Here is a 17,868-nt window from a genome sequence, read left to right on the forward strand (position 1 = left end):
CCCTAAAGGAAAGCCGCTGCTACGTTTGCGGGCTCTGATTGGGATTGTACAAACCACAATAGCCCCTACAATCGTTCGAATTGTTCATTCCCGCAAAGCAATCAGTAGTGCGTCTTGACTCCTAATGTCAAGGGGGCGGGACATTTTAACACCCCACCGGCGGTTCCATTTTTCGATAGGCGACAATGGCCACTCCGTTCAAAGTATTTCGCGATAACCAGAAAATCTTGATGGTCGTTTTCGGTGCCCTGTTAATGGTCGCCTTTGTCGTCCTGCCACCCATTCTGCAGTTCGGTTTCTTCTCGCAACAAGCCGAGAATATTCGCGGCGAAGTAGTGGTCGTGGTCGACGATGAAGAACTTTACCGCCCCGACATCGATAATCTCGTCAATAAATACGACATCGTAGGCCGCGTCATGGCCGAAGCCATCGGACGCTCCCTCATCCTGCAGGGTTCGCCTAAAGCGCCTATGCCACCTATCCCTGGTCTTCGCATTGTGCCGGCCAGCCAGCAAAGCCCTGGCGGTCCGCAGTTCATGCCGGTCGGTGCGGAAGAAGCCGTGCTGTACTACGCCTGGGTGAAGAAGGCCGAAGAGCTGGGCATGGTCGTCGACGACGAGTCGGTCCGCGAGTTCATGCGGGAATCGTCCGGTGGTCGCTTGAGCGATTACGACTACAACGCCATTCTCTCGGCAGTGACCGGCGGCCAAGGTCCCGGGCTCAACTACGACTACTTCTTCGAGATGCTTCGCGAAGTCCTGACCGCCCAGAAGCTGCAAGCTCTGGTTTTCCGCGACGGCCGCGTGGTTACGCCCAGCTCGGCCTGGGTTGCTTACCGCAACATGAACCGCACCATCTCGACCGAGATGTTCCCGGTTTCGGCCAAGGATTTCATGGATCAGGTGGGTAGCCCGACCAATGCCCAAATCGAAGAGCTGTTCAACAAGTACAAGCACCAGCCTGCCAACCCAGCGATGAACCAGATCGGCTTCATGCAGATGGACAAGATCTCGCTGGCGTACGTGAAGGGTGATATCGAAGACTTCGTCAACGCCGCCAAGGCCGAGATCACCGACGAGCAGGTCGCCCAGTACTACGAAGAGAACAAAGATTCGTTCCGTAAGCCCGTATTGCCTTCGGCCGAACCGGAAGCTCCCGCAGCCCCGGCCAGCACGGAAGAAGCCCCGGCCAAAGAAGAATCGGCTCCGATGACCGAAGAAAAGCCGGCCACCGAAGAAGCCAAACCGATGGAAGAAACGACCGAGCCTGCCTCGGAAGAGAAGCCAGCGGAAGAAATGAAAAAGGAAGAGGCTCCTGCCGAAGAAAAGAAGGAAGAAGCCAAGCCTGAACCAGCGGCCGAAGAGAAACCCGCTGAAGAAAAGCCTGCCGAAGAGAAACCGGCTGAAGAACCTGCGAAGGAAGAACCAGCAGCGGAACAGTCTTCGCTCAACAGCATGAAAACAGGCGTCCAACTGGTCAGCTTCCTCCAGGAAGAAGGCGAAAAGCCGGCCACCGAAGAGAAGCCAGCCGAAGAGCCTGCTGCGGAAGGTGCCAAGCCGGAAGAAAAGCCAGCGGACCCAGCTCCGATGGAAACCCCAGCCGCGGAAGCGCCGGCTGCCGAGGCCCCAGCAACCGACGCCCCGATGGCGGAAGCCCCTCCGGTCGAGTACAAGCCACTGGCGGAAGTGCAGGATCAGATTCGTGATCGCTTGGCCCAGCCAATCGCTCAGAAGCGGATGAGCGATGCCCTGGCCGAAGTTCGCGGGGTGCTGCAAGCCAAGTACGAAGAATTCCGTTACCTGGAAACCAAGTCGACCAAGTCCCCTTACGACACCGACGAAATCGAACGCCTGGCGACGAGCCTCGGTTTGAGCTTCGGCGCGATGCCGCTGATGGACTTCTACGCTGCGTCGCAGTCGGCCTTGGCCCAGGAAGCGATTCACGTCGACTACACGTTCGACCAGACTTCCGGTCTACGAACGATCAACCGTTCGATGGTCGCCGAAGCGTTCCAAACGAAGAGCCCCCTCTTCCAGCCACGCCTGTTCCCCGGAGCTTCGCAAAGCTCGATGATGTTCCGCCAGAACATTCAGGCCGAAGTGCAGTACGTCTTCTGGAAGACGGAAATGAAGGATGGCTTCGCTCCGAAGCTGGAAGACGTCAAAGACGAAGTCGTCGCCGCTTGGAAGCAGCAGGAAGCCGGCAAGCTGGCCAAGGAAGCTGCCCAGAAGCTGGCCGAGCAGATCAAGTCGAAGGAAGACCTGAACAAAGCCGCCACCGAGCGTAAAGCCGAAGTGATCGTGGCCGAGAACATCACCTACTTCAACCAGCTTTCTGGTGGGCAAGGCCTGTCGCTGGGTACCATCCCAGGGGTCGAAGGCCTGAGCCAGATGACCATGGAAGCCCTGTTCAGCACACCACTCAACGGCGCGACTGCTGCCCCGAACCTGGGTGAAGACGTCTACTATGTTGCCTTCGTAACCGCCGAAGCGGAAACCAACGAGCAGCTTCGCGACAACATGATGGCCGCCATCCAAGGGACCCTGCCTGCCAGCGTTTCGCAGTACGCTTCGCAGGAAGAGAACCTGGTCACGCGGGCCATTCTGCTCGACTTCTTCGATCCGAAGCGTATCGACTGGAAGATCGACCCGATGGACCTCGATTCGAGTTCCTAAGACGCACATCAAGAAAAGCGAAAGGGCCGGCAGTTTTGCCGGCCCTTTTTTTGTTAGTTTGCGCGACTACTGCGAGACGCGTTTCAGCACCACGGTTGCCAAAGGTGGCAAGCGGAACTGAATCGATTGCTCGCGGCCATTCCAGGCGATGTTGTCGGAATGGAATTCGTCGGTGTTGATGACGTCGCTACCGGCGTATCGAGCGTTGTCCGAATTGAACACTTCCTTGTAGACGCCTGGCATGGGGACGCCCATGCGGTAGTCTTCTCGCGAGTTCGGTGTGAAATTACACACCACCACGACGAAGTCTTCGGGGTTCTTGCCTTTGCGGACGTAGCTAATCGTGCTGTTCTGCCAGTCGTTGCAGTCGATCCAATCGAAGCCGCTTCCTTCGAAGTCGACCTCGTGCAGGGCCGGCTCGTGGACCAGCATCGCGTTCAGGTCAGAAATCAGCTTCTGCATCCCCTGGTGCGATTCCCATTCCAGCAGATCCCATTGCAGGCCTGCTTCCAGGTTCCATTCGTTCCACTGGGCGATCTCATCCCCCATGAAGATCAACTTCTTGCCGGGATGGGTCCACATGTACGAGTACAACAGTCGCAAGTTCGCGAAGCGTTGCCACATGTCGCCTGGCATCTGATCCAGCAGCGCCCCCTTGCCGTGCACCACTTCATCGTGCGACAGCGGCAGGACGAAGTTCTCGGTGAACGCGTAGATCAAGCTGAACGTCAGTTCGCCGTGGTGATGCTTGCGGTAGATCGGATCCTTTCGCATGTAGCGAAGCGTATCGTTCATCCACCCCATGTTCCACTTCATGCTGAACCCCAAACCGCCGTCGAACGTCGGACGGGAAACGCCCCCCCAGGCGGTCGATTCTTCGGCAATGGTCAACACGCCAGGATGCTGCAGGTGCGACTGTTCGTTGAATTCCTTAAGGAACCCGATCGCTTCCAGGTTCTCGCGACCGCCGTATTCGTTGGGCAGCCAGTTGTCCCCTTCGCGGCTGTAATCGAGGTACAGCATCGAAGCCACCGCGTCGACGCGAAGACCGTCGATGTGGTACTTGTCGAACAGGAACAACGCGTTGGAAACCAGGAAGTTGCGAACTTCGTTGCGGCCGTAATTGAAGATCAACGTTCCCCAGTCTGGGTGTTCGCCGCGGCGAGGATCGTCGTGTTCGTACAAGGCCGAGCCGTCGAAGCGACGCAGACCGTGATCGTCTTTCGGGAAGTGAGCCGGCACCCAGTCCAGAATCACTGCCAGGCCGTTCTGGTGGCAGTAATCGACGAAGTACATGAAGTCTTCCGGCGTACCGTAGCGGCTGGTGATCGCGTAGTAACCAACCGTTTGATAACCCCAGCTACCGGTGAACGGATGCTCGGAGACGGGCATCAGTTCGATGTGCGTGTGGTTCTGGGCCTTGCAGTACTTCACTAGTTCATGCGCCAGGTAGCGGTAGTTGAACCAGCCGTGCTCTTCTTCCAGGTTTCGCTGCCAGCTGCCCAGGTGGACTTCGTAAACCGACATCGGCTTGGCCAACTGATCTTCATTGGCACGCTGCTCCATCCAGGCCTGGTCGTTCCACTTGTGGGTCGTCAGGTCGGCCACGACCGAAGCGGTGCGTGGAGGCATTTCGGCGGCGAAGCCGTAAGGATCGCACTTGTCGACCGCACGGTCGGCCTGGCGAACGCGGTACTTGTATTTCTCGCCGGCGGCCATGCCAGGGATAAAGAGTTCCCAGATGCCGCTGCTGCCGATGCGGTTCATCTGATGGCTGCGGGCATCCCAGTCGTTGAAATCACCAACCACCGAAACGGCTTTCGCGTTCGGGGCCCAAACGGCGAAGTTCACGCCGGACACGCCGTTGACGGTGCGCAGGTGGGCACCCATCTTGTCGTACGAATTCCAATGCTTCCCTTCGCCCAACAGGTGAAGGTCGAAACCGGTGAAGTACGAAGGAAATGCGTAGGGGTCGTGCAATGTTTTCATCTGGCCGCTTCCGCCGTCGACTCGTAGTTGATACTGGCCTTTTTCCGTAACCCCGTCCATGGGACACATCACTTCAAACAGTCCCGCCGGGTGAATCATCTTCATCGGCGTGCTCTGACCATGTCCTGGGTGGAACAGCCAAGCTTGTTCTTTTCCCGGCAGGTAGGCACGAACCGCCGCGGACTTATGATTGCCAGAGCCTTCGACCGGGTGAGGACCCAGAAAACGACTCGGGTTGTCTGAACAGCCGTCAATAATATCCGTTATCTTACCCAAACTACCAATGGTATGCACGTACTACTCCTTGCCGATGCCGCGGCTGCGGTTGAATTCTATTGGGGGGAGACTTGTCTGAAAATGCTTGATGGAGTTGTTCTAAGCACACGTAGCCAACGAATTTAGCGCGGCTTTCGTGTCGATCTCTTGCTGGGCACTTCGCAGCGCCAGTTGAATGTCGTCGACCAGCGAAGTTCTCGCCGGCCACTGCTGGTCGACTTCGCTTTCGGTGAGCGAAGAACGGCAGTACTTGGCCGAAATACGATGAAACTGCTGGGCGTGCGCCACACGCGACCAGAGATCGTGGTTTCGTACGGCGACACGGCGGCCGAGTCGCTCGATCTTGAAATCCTGGTCTTCCCAGGCACACAGACCGTGGCGAATCCCATTGAGGATGTATCGGGATGGGGTCAGCAATATCACTCGGCTCGGCTCCGGGATGGCTTCCAAGCCACGCACAACAGCCAGAAGCGCCACGCGGTCGCCAAAGTGATTCACTTCAAAGTCCGACTCGGCAATCTCAAACCTGCGGTCCGAACTCCGCAAAATGAATTGCCAACGTCCACCTTCGATGTCACTTCGTGAGCCGGTCGCGAGGAGATATTGGGGAGTACTCTCTCTCATCGGTTCTCTTCCGGGGGGATGGAATAATCGTCATAAGTGGTTGCCGACGCCCTAAGTGCTAGCAAAGCTGGCTCCCACGCCTTGCTTATCGGCAACCATGACCTACACGCAACACTCTATCTAATCGTTTTTCCTTACCTTTTTGCCCCTGTTTTCGCGATTGGATTTCGCAAACCTGCTTCCACTGCCGTGACCTTGGCTCGAAAGTATGGGAAAAGATCTGCTAAAATCATGCCGACCACTTCCTTTAAGCAGTTGCAACAAACGCTTTCGCGTCGGGGGCATCCCAACCAGTCGCCGTCGCGAAGGATGTAATGAGATTTCCGATAAAAGCTCTCGCTGGTGATTCCGCCAGCCACCGGCGAGAAGTCGTCCCATCGGGCGATACCACCGATGCCAATGGACAAAAGGACCTTAGCCGTGCAAGATCGTGAAGTGTTCGAATGGTTGCGCGAAAAGATTTCGCAGACGCGTCGCATCCGCGTCGAAAACGTGCAGATGGATAGCTCGCTCGCGGAAGACCTGGTACCAGACTCGTTCGAGCTGATCGAACTGGTCTGCGAGATCGAAAAGAAATTCGGCTTCTCGATCAATTACGACGAGTTCGCCGACATCCAATCGGTGGGCGACGTTGTCGAGTTCATCCAAGATCACAGCCCAGCACACTAGACAATTCCCCCCAAACAGAGATACATCCAAGATATGGCCGCCAAGAAGATTCTGATGCTCGTGGGCGACTTCGTGGAAGACTACGAAGTCATGGTTCCCTTCCAAATGCTGCTGATGGTCGGTCACGACGTCTCCGCCGTCTGCCCCGATAAGAAAGCGGGCGAAACGGTCGCAACCGCCATCCACGACTTCGAAGGCCATCAGACCTACAGCGAGAAGCCAGGGCACAACTTCCGCCTGAACGCCACCTTCGCCGAGATCGATGCCGCGTCGTTCGACGCCCTGGTCATCCCCGGCGGCCGGGCCCCCGAGTACCTACGACTCAACGCCAAGGTCCTCGACATCGTGCGACACTTCGCCGAAGCGGACAAACCAATCGCCGCCATCTGCCACGGCCCGCAAATCCTGGCCGCTGCCGGCGTGCTCAAAGGGAAGAGCGTATGCCCCTACCCTGCTTGCGGACCGGAAGTGATCATCGGCGGTGGCGAGAGCATCCCGCCCAACGAAAAGTTCGACAACGCCCACGTCGACGGCAACCTGATCACCGGCCCTGCCTGGCCAGCCCACCCCGCCTGGATCCGCAGCTTCCTGGAAGTCCTGGGCACGAAGATCGAACCGTAAACCGTAGGGGCCGCGCGCCGTGGTCTCCATTTTCTGAAAACCAAGACGCCATCCAAATCGTCCCTCTGGTATCTCCTGCCAAGCACGATTTGGTTGAGGACTTCGCTTCCTGCAATTGGCGTCATCGATCATGAAATCACTCTTCCGACCCCAGACGATCCTTGCCGCTGCGGCCATTATGCTTGGGATCGCGGCGATCATCATGGCCATGAATCCGCGCAGTTCGGCCCAGCCGGCCAAGATTGATCATGCGGTCGATCCCATTTTGACTTCCCCCGATGAAGTGACCATCGATCCGCATGCCGACAATTTTTTGTCGGCCAACTACATGCTGCCTGGCTATTGCTACGCGAACTCTCAGCTAACCGACGCCGTAGCCCCAGGCGGTTTCGGCCCTAGCGAGAATAACGCCCACAAGCTGCAGCGCGAACTGCCTGGGGAAGGCTTGTATCTGTTGGCCCAGCCAACAGCCGTCACGAAATTCGGCGACAACCCTGGCATGCGCGTGCTGCTGGTCAACCAAACCTGCTTCACGCTTTCGTTCGGGGCTGCTGATAGTCGGCTACACATTCTGCAAGAGGCCCAAGACGCCGAAGGGCAGTGGCATGCGATTGAATACATCCCGCCGGTCTGGTGCGGTAATAGCCTGCACCACGTCTATCTGAAGCCAGACTATTACTGGGCCTTCCCTGCCCCGCGTTACGAAGGCGTGCTGCCAGCCAAGCTGCGCTTCACCATGTTCCTCGAAGACGGCTCGCGGATTCATTCCAACGAATTCGAAGGTTCGGTGAACCTTGAACAGTTTTTGCCTGACGAGTCTGTGCAAGGGGCCGGTGATTTGGAATAAGGCGTCCATCACGCGTCCTATTGATCGTGCGTCTAGCTCGTGTAGCCTAGTGGGTAACTGCCCCTTGTGCGTTGCCGCATCCACCAAGCCAAACGCTTCTTTATGAACGCAAGCGAAACCCCAGCCACCGAAACGCCCTCGCCGGTCAGGCGAAATCGCTGGACCAGCTTCTCGCTGCTGACCATTCTGCTACTGCTAACCATCGTGGCCCTCAGCATCTCGCACGTGCGTATGTCGTGGCAGATGGACGAGAACAACCAGGCCATGGCCACCATGGAGGCCGAGCTCACGCAGCTTCGCAAGGAAGCCGGCTATCTCGAAATCACGGACGAAAAGCTCGTACATGTTGTCGCGCCCCCCACGCACGAAGACCTGGTCTGGCGCTGGAAAGTGTTTGTGCCCCAGGGGGTGGTGATGAAGTCGCATATGCAAACCAAACGTTCCACCGGCAGCTCAATGACCACCACCTCGCAACTGGACGAAGGGGAGAACCTGGTCGAACTGGCCATCTATCGCGGCCCTGAAGGAGAGTGGAAGCAAAAGATCACCGTCATTCGCGGCCACGACACTTCCTCTTCTTCTGTCGACCTGCCCGAAGACTTCATGAGCTGGCTCAACAATGCCTCGACCGGCAGCAGCGGTATTATGCGATCGTCCGGCACCACCACCTTTCAGCCCGACGAGGACATCACCCTGCTGAAAATGACGGCCCGCGGCCGGGAAAAACCTGACCCCAATACCGGAGCCCCCGGCAAAGACCTGGAAGCGTTCACCGAGATCACGGCCTGGTTGGAACCTGAAGCAAGTACCAGCAACGAATAGCTGACTGATATGAGCCCTACGTGGTTACAGCGAAATCACGTGGGTTTAATACCTGCACACGACAGCAGCTTCTCACGAAATGTTTCTTCCTGAGATTTACTACCAAGGGACCACTCAGATACGACTTCTTCGACCGTTCCCTTCAGCTGGTACAACTTGAGTCCCTCAGGGGCACCAACGACAAAGCACTGTACCCCCAGCATTAACGCATAGGAACGAGCTTGATTCACTGCAGCGGCGAGCTGCACATCATTCACAATTCGCAGCTTGTTCTCGACGACCGCCACAGGCCGACCATCATACTGAATCAGGTAATCCACGTAACCGGTTATCTTCTGCGTGCCGAAATAGCATTTAAGAGGATACTGTCGCAGGAAATTCAGGCCCCATCCACGAAGCAGTGGATCAACAATCTTCTCTTCGAACTCCGCTTCGGTCGCAAATTCGCCAGAGTGAGCAACGTGTGCAACCGGTTCCGGCGTGAGATCGAGTTCTTGGCAAATACTATTAGGGATTTTCGAAATCAGTTCGTTGTAGCAAGCGTGAGGTACGGGCTCGGTCTTCACTCCTTGAAACTGCTGACGAATTACCGACCAGTCCTTCAGAACCTCATCGGTTCGCATCCACGAAAACTCAATCGGTGGAATTTCAGCGAGCTTCTTCAAAGAGACCCAAATACCATCCCAGGCACCCCATGGATCCATGATTGGCCAATCGTCAACCACGTAGAGTGTTTGAATCGCCTTGGCGGGGGCTGTTTGGTACATGAATACCAAATCACCTACGTTCATTTCCTTTCGGCCTGACCATTCAACACTTTCGTCATAAGACTGAACGTCACGTGACGTACTACAAATCCAGTATCGACTGTAATCGCTGGTTTCCACGAATAGCCAAGGCAATATGGCGTAAATCAGAACGTGAATGCGATCTCGAATACCACTTTCTTCAACAAAGTTCAGGTCACCAAACTCCCACAATGCATCGTTTAATACCAAATAGTCATCAAAGGCATTCTTACGCAATGTAGAGAATGAAAAGTCGAATAGCGGTTCGACTTCCGCAAAAAACTCGAAACCAGCGAACAACTCGCGATTGAGTGAAGCAACCCGGATGAATAGATACTCTTCCGGCCAAAAGTGACTAAGGATCAACGAGATCTTCGCGACGTCATCGTTATAAAGCTCACGAAGAATCGGAATGGCCGTCTCTGAATCGCCAGGAAGTTCAGGCGGAAGCACCAAGCGACTCTCGATACGATTTGCAAGTTCAAACAAATCATCCTTCAACGACCGCTCTTCTTTTGGACCAATCGTCTGCATTGCGATATGGTGACAAAGCGTAGATAAGAGTTTCTCTTTGTTCATGACCGGCTCCTGCCGAAGTGGGGTTTGATAACGAGATGCGTTGCATTTTCGGGAGAAACCAATGACCGATCAACTTAATTTAATCATCGACGGCGATCTCAATCGCTCTGTACTCCGTCATTGTCCGGCTTTCGTTCAGACAACCGAGGGGCGATCGATTCGCCAGTACTCGAGTTCCGCTTCTTCAAACTTGACCTCCAGGGCTTCGGCACCTTCTGCCTTGGCGAATTCTCGCTCTGTCTGGGTGATCGGCAGCATCCAAAGAATGTGCAGGTGATCATCCACGAGGTTACAGATTTCCAGTGCCCTGCCAAACGGATAAGGGGGCGAGAAGAAGAACACGTCGCACGTTGCGTCCTCCAGCCACGGCTCTCCGATTGGTAGTATGTGCCAAGATCCTAATGGATCGGAAACATGCCGATGCGATACCATCGCCAGAAGTTCTACCGCCCGCGGTGTTTCGAACGGAGTGGTCAACAAGAACTCGTGCCGACCGACATCGGCATGCTCGATTTCCGACGCACCGATGGAAACATACGTCCAAAGCGAACACTTCGGTCCTGGAGCAATGCGGGCAACTTGAAACTCCGGAAGCGTCTCGACAATCGGCCCCAGTTCCCACGTGAAGAGTTCGATCGGATGCCCGGCGAAGTACTCTGCGAGATGGCCTTTAACATGGTCGTGGAGCGAATCAAAATGCATTTCCAGAGATCACCTTGTTGCGTTACTCGTCCCAGCCACCTTCCACCACTTCGTAGATCTCTCCTTCGTCGATCAAGTAAATCGCCTCGCTGATGGGGGCGTGGCCGAAGGAGTCGTCGGCGAAGGTGGCCTTGATCATCTGGTTGAACATCTCGTACCGCTGATCTCGCAGCTCTTCCGCTTCGTTGGGGTCGTGTTTGGTGGCAAACAGGCACGTCCTGCGCGGTGCCGCGACCATCAGCAGGTCGGACGACAACAACTCGCAGGCCCGCCGCATGTGGGCTTCGTCGAGGACCTTCTCCGCGGAAAACGTGTTGCCAGACGAAGCCGCGAACTGAAATCCATCTTGCTCGAACGTTTCCCAGGGGTAGTCGTGCCTGGCAAGATTCTCCAGCGACTTCGCGAACAATTCGTCGTAGTCGAGCGACTCGTTCTCTGGCAGGTACTCGAAACGGCTGTCGGCATCAAAACCAAACGCAACCAGCGGCGAGTACTCAAACTCTTCGTCCAACAGAATGCACGCGACCTTGTCCGCATGCTCCCATTCGTATGGCTGAAGGAGCGGATAAATCGGCTTCATTGGCAGTCCCCAAGTAATGACGAGGTAGCACGGAGAGCCGAATTGTAACCTTCGTGAACGGCAATGTCACGAAATCGAAAAGCCTTGCCGACAGTGTCCTGGTTCGCCCATGATTTCATCGAGATTTCGGAAGAAAGGCATGAACGTGAAAGTAGGTGTTGATATATTCTCTCATGCCAATGCTTGAAATGATTGGCCAGGTTTATTGCAATTGCCTGGGAAGAGGTCTGTATTTTTTGAGAACACTTATATGAGTAGCCGCAGAAAAAAGGGACGTCCGCAGACGCTTATCTTCATCGGAAGCTTTATTTCGATCGCTGCCGGTATCATCTGGTGGTTAGTTTCCTCGTACGAAACTATTTGGAAGAAAGACTCATCACCTCAACCTGAAATGCTAGAAGAATTGATTCTTGGCGCTGTCGGCCTGTTTTTCGGCATCTCGGTTAGCATGATGCTGCAAATGTGGAGCCATGCTCTGGAAGCCAGCGAAAAGGCAGAGGAGGTTGCCGATGCGAGTTTGATTGCTGCTGAAGTCAGCAAAGACCAGTGGCTGTCGGAACAGGTTTTAAAATTGGTGTATATATGCCAATATCATTCCCAGAACGGCGAAGAGAAGCGGCACCAAAAGAAATATGACATGGAGGAAATTCAAAAACGCTTAGATCATCGTAAGGACGGACTTGGCACGGGCATGATCGAGTACCCTTTAGAGACCGAACGCATGACCCGACTACGAAGCGTACTCTTCAATTCAGAGAAGTATTTTTATGCCGTAACGTTCGTCATGGAGGAGTATCTTGAGAGGTTCTTTGCCGGGCAATTCTGGGAGGATTACGAAGACGCTCATATACATGCGATCCGAGAAAACGGAGCGGAAGTAAAACGAATTTTTGTCGTACCTCCAGACTTGGCTCCAGATAAACGGTTACAACTGGCAAAAACCCTCGAGGATCATCGCACGATATACCGCTCACTTAAAACCAAGGAACAAAAAAGTCGCTTTGAAGTACACTGTGTGGCCCTTCCTGATGACTATTTGAACAATCAAGTGTTCAAGAGCTTTGCCGTCTGCGACGATCAAGTTTACAGCGTATCATACGACCTGTACTTGACCCCCAATAACAATTCTAAAAGACTGGCTGGCTACGTCGCATTCAACCATCAAGGGAGAATTGGATTGTTTAAAGATGATTTCCGGAAACTACTCAAAGCGAACAAAATCCAGCTCTGAGTGTCCTGGATTTCATACGAAGTCCGATTCTTGCTGCCACAAATACCCCAGACTTTATCCATGCGTTCGTCACAAATTCAGTCCGAGATTCAACGCCTGCTTGAGGCAAATCAGCCTAGGACATTCCCTTTTTTCGAGGCGTTAAAAGGAGCGGACACACGCGTCGTTCTCTCGGAAGACTTCCTGGACGCATTTTACCTGAGGTACCAGGCCGCCATGCACGCCACGCGTGTGATGGTGTACCAACTGCCTCACCTGGATGAGATCTCTCTCCGCGTAAAAAAGTGCCGAGTTATCGCCGACGACGACCTGAACCCCCATGGGGACACGCATCATGCCCAGCTGCGGGACACCTGGTCGATACTCCTTGGCAGGCCTCCGCGGGCAACCGATGAACTCTTTGGCGCGGTCCATGAATTGCCGCAACACCTTGATGAGCGGACCTCACGTTTCGTGCTCTTTGTTGCCAACGAGTACCCGAAGTCGCTCGGTCCGTGGGTTGTTATCGAAGGCCTGGCTGACGACTGGATCAACAGTCTTTGCTGCTCGCTACGCCCACACTACCCAATGATCGATGCCACACGTTACTTCGTCCACAATCTGGCTTCCGGCGTCGAAAAGGAACATGCCCAAGCCGCAAGTGAGCTATTCCTGGAAGTTGCCGCGCGGAAGCCGGAACTCACTGAGGAGGGCCTTGCCGCCGCAACCAGGATGACAAAAGTCCTGCGCGAGTTCTGGGCAGGATGCGACGAGCTTCTCGATACGTGCCTGGCGAGTGTGCGTCAAGCATAAAGAGCATGGCTTCGCGCGAGACACCTACCCAGCCGAAAGCGCCCCGCTGCGCTGCATTCCTTCGGGCATGTCGCCGGTGCCGCTGACCATGGTGGTTTGCCACTGGGCTCCGATCATCACGCAGTTGATGCCGCTGCCGATGCCTAGCAGGGCGACGTTCTGCCCCGCTTCGATGAACTGCGTTTGCGCTGCCAGGGCCAGGGTTGTTGGCAACGCGGCGGCTCCGGTGTTGCCGAGCCACTGCACCGTGGCGAAGTCGTTGTCGATCGGCAGGCCGAGCTTTTCCAGCACCAGCTTGCGATGCGTCAGGCCGACCTGGTGACAGATCGAGCGATCGATCTGATCGGGCGACCAGCCTGTCTCGGCTTGGAAGTCAGCGAACGTTGCCGCGCCGGTGGCGATCCCTTCGGCCATCAGCTTTTCGGAATCGGTTTGCATCAAGGGATTGCCGACGCCAGTTTCGTTCTTGCCGGCAATGCTGTGGCACAGGTCGTGGTGCTGCGTATGAGCACGGACGCTGGCAGCGATCATCTGGTTGCCGGTGCGGCTCAGTTCTTTGTGGCACAGCAGCATCGCGCAGCTGGCCGAACCAATCGTCAGCGAGGCCACGGCCAGCTTGATATCGTTACGGCTGAGGTTCTCGCTGTTGTTCAGGGTGTCGATCGTGTTGTCGACCAGGTGCCGGCCACTTTCGGTGCCAACCACAATGCCCGCTTTGATCTGGCCCAGTTCGATCATGTTGGCGATCTGAATCGCTCCGTTCAAAATGCCCAGGCAGGCATTGCTTACGTCGTAAACGACACAGTCTTGCGGCAGGCCGAGCGCGTGATGCACGCGGCAAGCGGTGGCTGGCTCCAGAAAGTCTCGACAGACCGAACCATGGATCAACGCACCCACGTCCGCCGGATCGATCCCGGTGGCGGCCATCACGTTGCGGGCCGAGTGAATGCTGACATCCCCTGGCTGGACCACATCGGGGAAGAATCGCCGCTGCGAAATCCCGGTCATCAGCTCCAAACGCCCTTCTGGCAGCCGTAAACGCTGGTACAAGGGAGCCAATCGCTGCTCAATCTCAGCTGAAGTAACAATTTCATCCGGCAGGCAGTAGCCTAGCCCTTCGATGCAGACGTTCTGATATTTCATGCCGACTCTGACAGCGGAGAAGAACTTTCCGTAAAGCCGATATCATACCGGTTTTGGGGCACCGAGAGAACCGACCAGCATCGCGTGGCCCAATCCATTCACAAAGCGTTAAGCCTGGATGAAGGCATCGCTAGCTGGAACATATGGAAGCTATCAGGCCGCCAAGGCACAAGATATGGAAAAAGCTTGGCAAGCTTTAACGGATCGGTAGACTCTTCGCATCTTGTGATTGATCTGGGAACGCAGCGGAACGTTGCGATCTGATCAAGGCAAATGATAGGGAGGTCATCGCTTCAGCCAAACCCAGGAAGGGTATCTGCGAAAAGCCTGGTGAGCAAACCAATAACTGCGTGTCGGACTACACGTTAACTTATCGGCCGCTTACCGACGAAAGTTTTGGACGAACTTCGTTACAGCCAGGCACTTGTCGCAAATTCTTCATTCTGGATCAAGCCGAAGTTGGTTGATCAAACAAGCCTTGGGAGGATCTTCGTTTTTTTGAGCGCATGACGCGCCCGAGGAGTCCCCAGATGTTTACCAAACCTGTTATCGGTTTGAATGCCAACTTTCGGAATGCTACCCACGATCGGCCAGCGTTCTCCTTTATCTCTGCCGGATACTTTGATGCAGTGATTGCGGCAGGCGGGATTCCTGTGGTCCTTCCACCGGTTGCCACCCCGGAAGATCAGCAGGCTGTTTTGCAGCGGCTGGACGGTGTGGTGATGATTGGTGGTCCGGACTTGGATCCTAATCGGGACGGGTTCATGCGTCACGCTTCCATCCGCATGATGGAGCCGCGTCGTGAAGAAGCCGACCGTTCGATGATGAAATTGATCGCCCAGATGCGCGTGCCGGTATTCGGTATTGGTGTTGGGATGCAACTATTGAACGTTGCCATGGGTGGCAACTTGTTCATGCACATTCCCGAAGACCTGCCGGGTGCGTTGCCGCATCACGACACGATCGACAAGCATCACCGCCACGGACTGGAAGTCGTTCCTGGCACCCTGATGGAACGCATCTTCGGCGATGGTGAAGTTCGCGTGAACAGCAGCCATCACATGGCCATCGACGAGTTGGCTCCTGGTTTCATCGTCTCGGCACGCAGCCCAGACGGCGTCATCGAAGCAATCGAGTCGATTCACGAAGATTGGTTTGCCATCGGTACGCAGTTCCATCCGGAAGCCGAGTCGGCTTCGGCACTGGATCAGCGCATTTTTGAAGAATTCGTCGAAGGCATCGTCGTCGTGAAGGCTGGCGGTGTCCGCGTGGCTGCCGCCTAGTCGGAACCAGTACGCACGATCAGCATGGGAAAGCAGCCGCCGCAGGCCATTGGCTGCTGCTTTCCCCTCTTTTAATTCTTCAAGGCTCATTCGCATGGGATAGGGATGCCCTCGCAGACTCTCGGATTCTCGAGTTTCGCTGAACATGCGCGGCGCTACTTTGTAGGCACCGCCATGACTCCCTGTCTGCGCTTTGTCAGTGCTGCCATTCTGAAGGTCGATGGGCGCGGTCTGAATGCCTGTTTCGATGTCATCCACCAGCTGAACGTGCGCACGCCGGCCGATGTTCGCGCGATGCTCGAACAAGGAGGTGCCGGACTTGCCACCGGAACGCAACTACCGGGGATGGTCTCCAGGTTGGTCTCGGAGCTGCAAGTGGTGAACGTTGAGCGGCTGTTAAACTCGTGTGGGGTCTCGGCCGAAAAGGTTACCGTCATCGGCCAGCGCGGACCGGTATGCGGGCGTGAATTCTGGAAACAAACCGGCTCGGCAACTTCGATCGGCGATCCGGCGATTCTGGCCGAAGCGACCGGGCTGACGGTGCTCGATCACTTCGAGCAGCGCGACATCGCTAAAGGAGGCACAGCCCACGGGCTGGACGTACTGCCGATGTGGCTGCTGCTGACGCAAGCGGTCGATTCGATTAGTGCCCGGCCGAAGATTGTGGTGCGGCTGGATCATGCCATCGAACTGTTCTATCTGCCGGCGCGCCGCAAGAACCGCCCCATTCCACCGATCGCCTACCGCCAACTGGGACCTGGCTTTGCCCTGCTGCACATGCTGCAAGGCTTGTGTGATACCGACCCGACAACAACCAGTATCCGGCCTGATGAACTGGCCGAGCTTCTGAATCGGCTGCAGGTCGAACAAGTTTCGGCCGACTCGCCTCATCAGCTGCAAACCCTGGTTGAGGGGATCGTGCAAGAGATGCCGCAGTTGCTTCGTTCGAGCACCACGCTGAACCACACGCTGGAGTCGGTGTGGGCCGAAACGATTCAGCAGCAGATCGCCCAGCACTTTCCCGACTCGCCGGAATTTGCCGAGCTGATTGTGCTGGGACGCGGTGCTCGCCGCGAGAAACTGGTGCAGCAAATTGCCGACTGTTTTCCTGGCGTCACGGTGACGACCGAGGTGCAGCGCGGCTGGATCTCGGGCGCGGTCGGGGCATCGATCGCGGCCATTTTTGCGGCCCTGCATGTCGACCAGGTCAGTGGCAATCTGCCTGATTTGACCGGGGCAAGCGCGGCCCGCGTGCTGGGGCGGATCACGCCTGGGAACCCTGGCAACTGGCGCGGCGTTCTGGGGCAAATGGAACTGGCTGCCCGGCAAACGATGCCGCTCCGCGAAGCGATCTGACCTCGGTTTCTCCGGCACAACGCGCACTTCTTCCGCGCTGGCAGCGACTGAAGTCGTAGGCTTGGGTACTTCCGGCAAGGAGACCTTCACGCTCGAATACTGCTCCGCTTGCGGCGGATCTGGTTGCTTGGCCGGTGCCTTCTCAGGCTGTTCGGCCAGTTGCCTTCGCAGCTGGTCAAGCTCTTGCTGCTGCTTTTGAAGGATCTCGTCTTGCTTGTCGCAGACATCGATCAGGCGCTGAAAGAGCGCCGCTTCCCGCTGCGCACGAGTCGCCGGCGAGCCATTGGAATGGGGGTGAGAGTGGTGAGACATAGCAATGCTGCTCCGAAAAAAAGGAATACGGTGATCACGCGAACCGAGCGTGATGTGTTTGTGTTGAACAATTCGTAAGAAGCCTGCAAAGGTGCAGGAAATAACGCCCAGGCCAAAGCAGGCACAGGACTTAGCACGCCCGAATCAAGAGCGATTGGAGGGCTGATGCATGTAATTTATTTGGTAGGCGCTTCCGTTAAAAAGTACGCCTGGGAAATTTTCTGGGAAAAAGTTTGGTGGGGGGAATCGTCGGCACGAAATGTCAACATTCCCCGGGTGCCGGGTGCCACGCCAAGTCTGCTTGGGCGTGCGTAGGGAGTATCCATCGACTCGACGGATGAAAGATCACAACGAGGTAACAATCAGAGGACTTGATGGGCAATCGATTCCTCAGGCAACCGTTTGGATGTGGTGACCTGTTCACACGCCCAAGCAGACTTGAGGGTGGCACCCAACGCTGGTAACAATTTCTCCCGGCGCAAAAAATAAGTCTTGATGCGGAAGGCGGTTGGGCCTTCAATGCTCGTCGCCAAACCAACAATACTTCCAAGAAGGAACTTGGAATGTCGCATCAAGACA

The 17,868-nt window shown here is 55.9% G+C and carries 17 protein-coding genes; 10 read left to right on the plus strand and 7 right to left on the minus strand.

Annotation, left to right across the window (positions count from 1 at the left end; translation table 11 throughout):
* Positions 1-185: 185 nt before the first annotated feature.
* The gene (locus C5Y96_RS26885; RefSeq protein ID WP_105359815.1) at positions 186-2,675 is read left to right on the plus strand and encodes a hypothetical protein; all 2,490 of its coding nucleotides are present in this window, start codon (positions 186-188) and stop codon (positions 2,673-2,675) included.
* 66 nt (positions 2,676-2,741) lie between these two features.
* On the opposite strand, the gene glgB is transcribed toward C5Y96_RS26885, so the two are convergent.
* Both glgB and C5Y96_RS26895 read right to left on the minus strand, forming a co-directional pair.
* Complete coding sequence (gene glgB / locus C5Y96_RS26890) at positions 2,742-4,958, minus strand: 1,4-alpha-glucan branching protein GlgB (protein ID WP_105359817.1); 2,217 nt, start codon at positions 4,956-4,958, stop codon at positions 2,742-2,744.
* Between the two features lie 81 nt (positions 4,959-5,039).
* Positions 5,040-5,564, minus strand: a complete 525-nt coding sequence (locus C5Y96_RS26895; protein WP_105359820.1) for an RNase H family protein — start codon at positions 5,562-5,564, stop codon at positions 5,040-5,042.
* A gap of 420 nt (positions 5,565-5,984) precedes the next feature.
* Here C5Y96_RS26895 and C5Y96_RS26900 point away from each other — a divergent pair, with 420 nt between their 5' ends.
* The 4 genes from C5Y96_RS26900 to C5Y96_RS26915 all read left to right on the plus strand — a co-directional run bounded on the left by C5Y96_RS26900 (position 5,985) and on the right by C5Y96_RS26915 (position 8,523).
* Complete coding sequence (locus C5Y96_RS26900; protein ID WP_158261446.1) at positions 5,985-6,233, plus strand: acyl carrier protein; 249 nt, start codon at positions 5,985-5,987, stop codon at positions 6,231-6,233.
* 33 nt (positions 6,234-6,266) lie between these two features.
* Positions 6,267-6,854, plus strand: a complete 588-nt coding sequence (locus C5Y96_RS26905) for a DJ-1/PfpI family protein (RefSeq protein WP_105359825.1) — start codon at positions 6,267-6,269, stop codon at positions 6,852-6,854.
* A 130-nt stretch (positions 6,855-6,984) separates the two neighbouring features.
* On the plus strand, positions 6,985-7,701 hold the full coding sequence (locus tag C5Y96_RS26910) for a hypothetical protein (RefSeq protein WP_105359828.1): 717 nt from the start codon (positions 6,985-6,987) through the stop codon (positions 7,699-7,701).
* Positions 7,702-7,803: 102 nt separating this feature from the next.
* Positions 7,804-8,523, plus strand: coding sequence for a hypothetical protein (locus C5Y96_RS26915; RefSeq protein WP_105359830.1), 720 nt, complete (start codon positions 7,804-7,806; stop codon positions 8,521-8,523).
* Between the two features lie 35 nt (positions 8,524-8,558).
* Here the strand turns inward: C5Y96_RS26915 and C5Y96_RS26920 are convergent, their stop codons facing one another.
* From C5Y96_RS26920 to C5Y96_RS26930, 3 genes are all read right to left on the minus strand, one after another.
* The gene (locus C5Y96_RS26920; RefSeq protein WP_146115828.1) at positions 8,559-9,890 is read right to left on the minus strand and encodes an EVE domain-containing protein; all 1,332 of its coding nucleotides are present in this window, start codon (positions 9,888-9,890) and stop codon (positions 8,559-8,561) included.
* A 135-nt stretch (positions 9,891-10,025) separates the two neighbouring features.
* On the minus strand, positions 10,026-10,592 hold the full coding sequence (locus C5Y96_RS26925; protein ID WP_105359834.1) for a suppressor of fused domain protein: 567 nt from the start codon (positions 10,590-10,592) through the stop codon (positions 10,026-10,028).
* A 22-nt stretch (positions 10,593-10,614) separates the two neighbouring features.
* The gene (locus C5Y96_RS26930; protein ID WP_105359836.1) at positions 10,615-11,172 is read right to left on the minus strand and encodes a hypothetical protein; all 558 of its coding nucleotides are present in this window, start codon (positions 11,170-11,172) and stop codon (positions 10,615-10,617) included.
* Between the two features lie 250 nt (positions 11,173-11,422).
* Here C5Y96_RS26930 and C5Y96_RS26935 point away from each other — a divergent pair, with 250 nt between their 5' ends.
* Positions 11,423-12,403 (plus strand): hypothetical protein, encoded by a 981-nt coding sequence (locus tag C5Y96_RS26935; protein WP_105359838.1) that lies wholly within the window; start codon positions 11,423-11,425, stop codon positions 12,401-12,403.
* Between the two features lie 60 nt (positions 12,404-12,463).
* On the plus strand, positions 12,464-13,195 hold the full coding sequence (locus C5Y96_RS26940) for a hypothetical protein (RefSeq protein WP_146115829.1): 732 nt from the start codon (positions 12,464-12,466) through the stop codon (positions 13,193-13,195).
* Positions 13,196-13,219: 24 nt separating this feature from the next.
* On the opposite strand, the gene C5Y96_RS26945 is transcribed toward C5Y96_RS26940, so the two are convergent.
* Complete coding sequence (locus C5Y96_RS26945; protein WP_105359842.1) at positions 13,220-14,338, minus strand: 3-oxoacyl-ACP synthase III; 1,119 nt, start codon at positions 14,336-14,338, stop codon at positions 13,220-13,222.
* Between the two features lie 530 nt (positions 14,339-14,868).
* Here C5Y96_RS26945 and C5Y96_RS26950 point away from each other — a divergent pair.
* From C5Y96_RS26950 to C5Y96_RS26960, 3 genes are all read left to right on the plus strand, one after another.
* A complete protein-coding gene (locus C5Y96_RS26950) occupies positions 14,869-15,621 on the plus strand; it encodes a gamma-glutamyl-gamma-aminobutyrate hydrolase family protein (protein WP_105359844.1) in 753 nt (250 codons plus the stop codon).
* Positions 15,622-15,795: 174 nt separating this feature from the next.
* Positions 15,796-16,977, plus strand: coding sequence for an anhydro-N-acetylmuramic acid kinase (locus C5Y96_RS26955; RefSeq protein WP_158261447.1), 1,182 nt, complete (start codon positions 15,796-15,798; stop codon positions 16,975-16,977).
* A 108-nt stretch (positions 16,978-17,085) separates the two neighbouring features.
* Entirely contained in the window at positions 17,086-17,367 is a 282-nt protein-coding gene (locus C5Y96_RS26960) for a hypothetical protein (protein WP_105359850.1), read from the plus strand.
* Between the two features lie 284 nt (positions 17,368-17,651).
* Here C5Y96_RS26960 and C5Y96_RS27960 read toward each other — a convergent pair.
* A partial coding sequence (locus C5Y96_RS27960; RefSeq protein ID WP_214609081.1) for a hypothetical protein occupies positions 17,652-17,868 on the minus strand: 217 nt, incomplete at its 5' end.

It is taken from the genome of Blastopirellula marina (genome assembly GCF_002967715.1).
GTDB classification, from domain to species: domain Bacteria; phylum Planctomycetota; class Planctomycetia; order Pirellulales; family Pirellulaceae; genus Bremerella; species Bremerella marina_B.

Coding starts and splice junctions, on each gene's coding strand:
- C5Y96_RS26895 (WP_105359820.1), bottom strand. CDS start 5,564: ATGAGAGAGAGTACTCCCCAATATCTCCTCGCGACCGGCTCACGAAGT.
- C5Y96_RS26905 (WP_105359825.1), top strand. CDS start 6,267: ATGGCCGCCAAGAAGATTCTGATGCTCGTGGGCGACTTCGTGGAAGAC.
- C5Y96_RS26935 (WP_105359838.1), top strand. CDS start 11,423: ATGAGTAGCCGCAGAAAAAAGGGACGTCCGCAGACGCTTATCTTCATC.
- C5Y96_RS26945 (WP_105359842.1), bottom strand. CDS start 14,338: ATGAAATATCAGAACGTCTGCATCGAAGGGCTAGGCTACTGCCTGCCG.
- C5Y96_RS26925 (WP_105359834.1), bottom strand. CDS start 10,592: ATGCATTTTGATTCGCTCCACGACCATGTTAAAGGCCATCTCGCAGAG.
- C5Y96_RS26940 (WP_146115829.1), top strand. CDS start 12,464: ATGCGTTCGTCACAAATTCAGTCCGAGATTCAACGCCTGCTTGAGGCA.
- C5Y96_RS26920 (WP_146115828.1), bottom strand. CDS start 9,890: ATGAACAAAGAGAAACTCTTATCTACGCTTTGTCACCATATCGCAATG.
- C5Y96_RS26910 (WP_105359828.1), top strand. CDS start 6,985: ATGAAATCACTCTTCCGACCCCAGACGATCCTTGCCGCTGCGGCCATT.
- C5Y96_RS26950 (WP_105359844.1), top strand. CDS start 14,869: ATGTTTACCAAACCTGTTATCGGTTTGAATGCCAACTTTCGGAATGCT.
- C5Y96_RS26915 (WP_105359830.1), top strand. CDS start 7,804: ATGAACGCAAGCGAAACCCCAGCCACCGAAACGCCCTCGCCGGTCAGG.
- C5Y96_RS26955 (WP_158261447.1), top strand. CDS start 15,796: ATGACTCCCTGTCTGCGCTTTGTCAGTGCTGCCATTCTGAAGGTCGAT.
- C5Y96_RS26885 (WP_105359815.1), top strand. CDS start 186: ATGGCCACTCCGTTCAAAGTATTTCGCGATAACCAGAAAATCTTGATG.
- C5Y96_RS26930 (WP_105359836.1), bottom strand. CDS start 11,172: ATGAAGCCGATTTATCCGCTCCTTCAGCCATACGAATGGGAGCATGCG.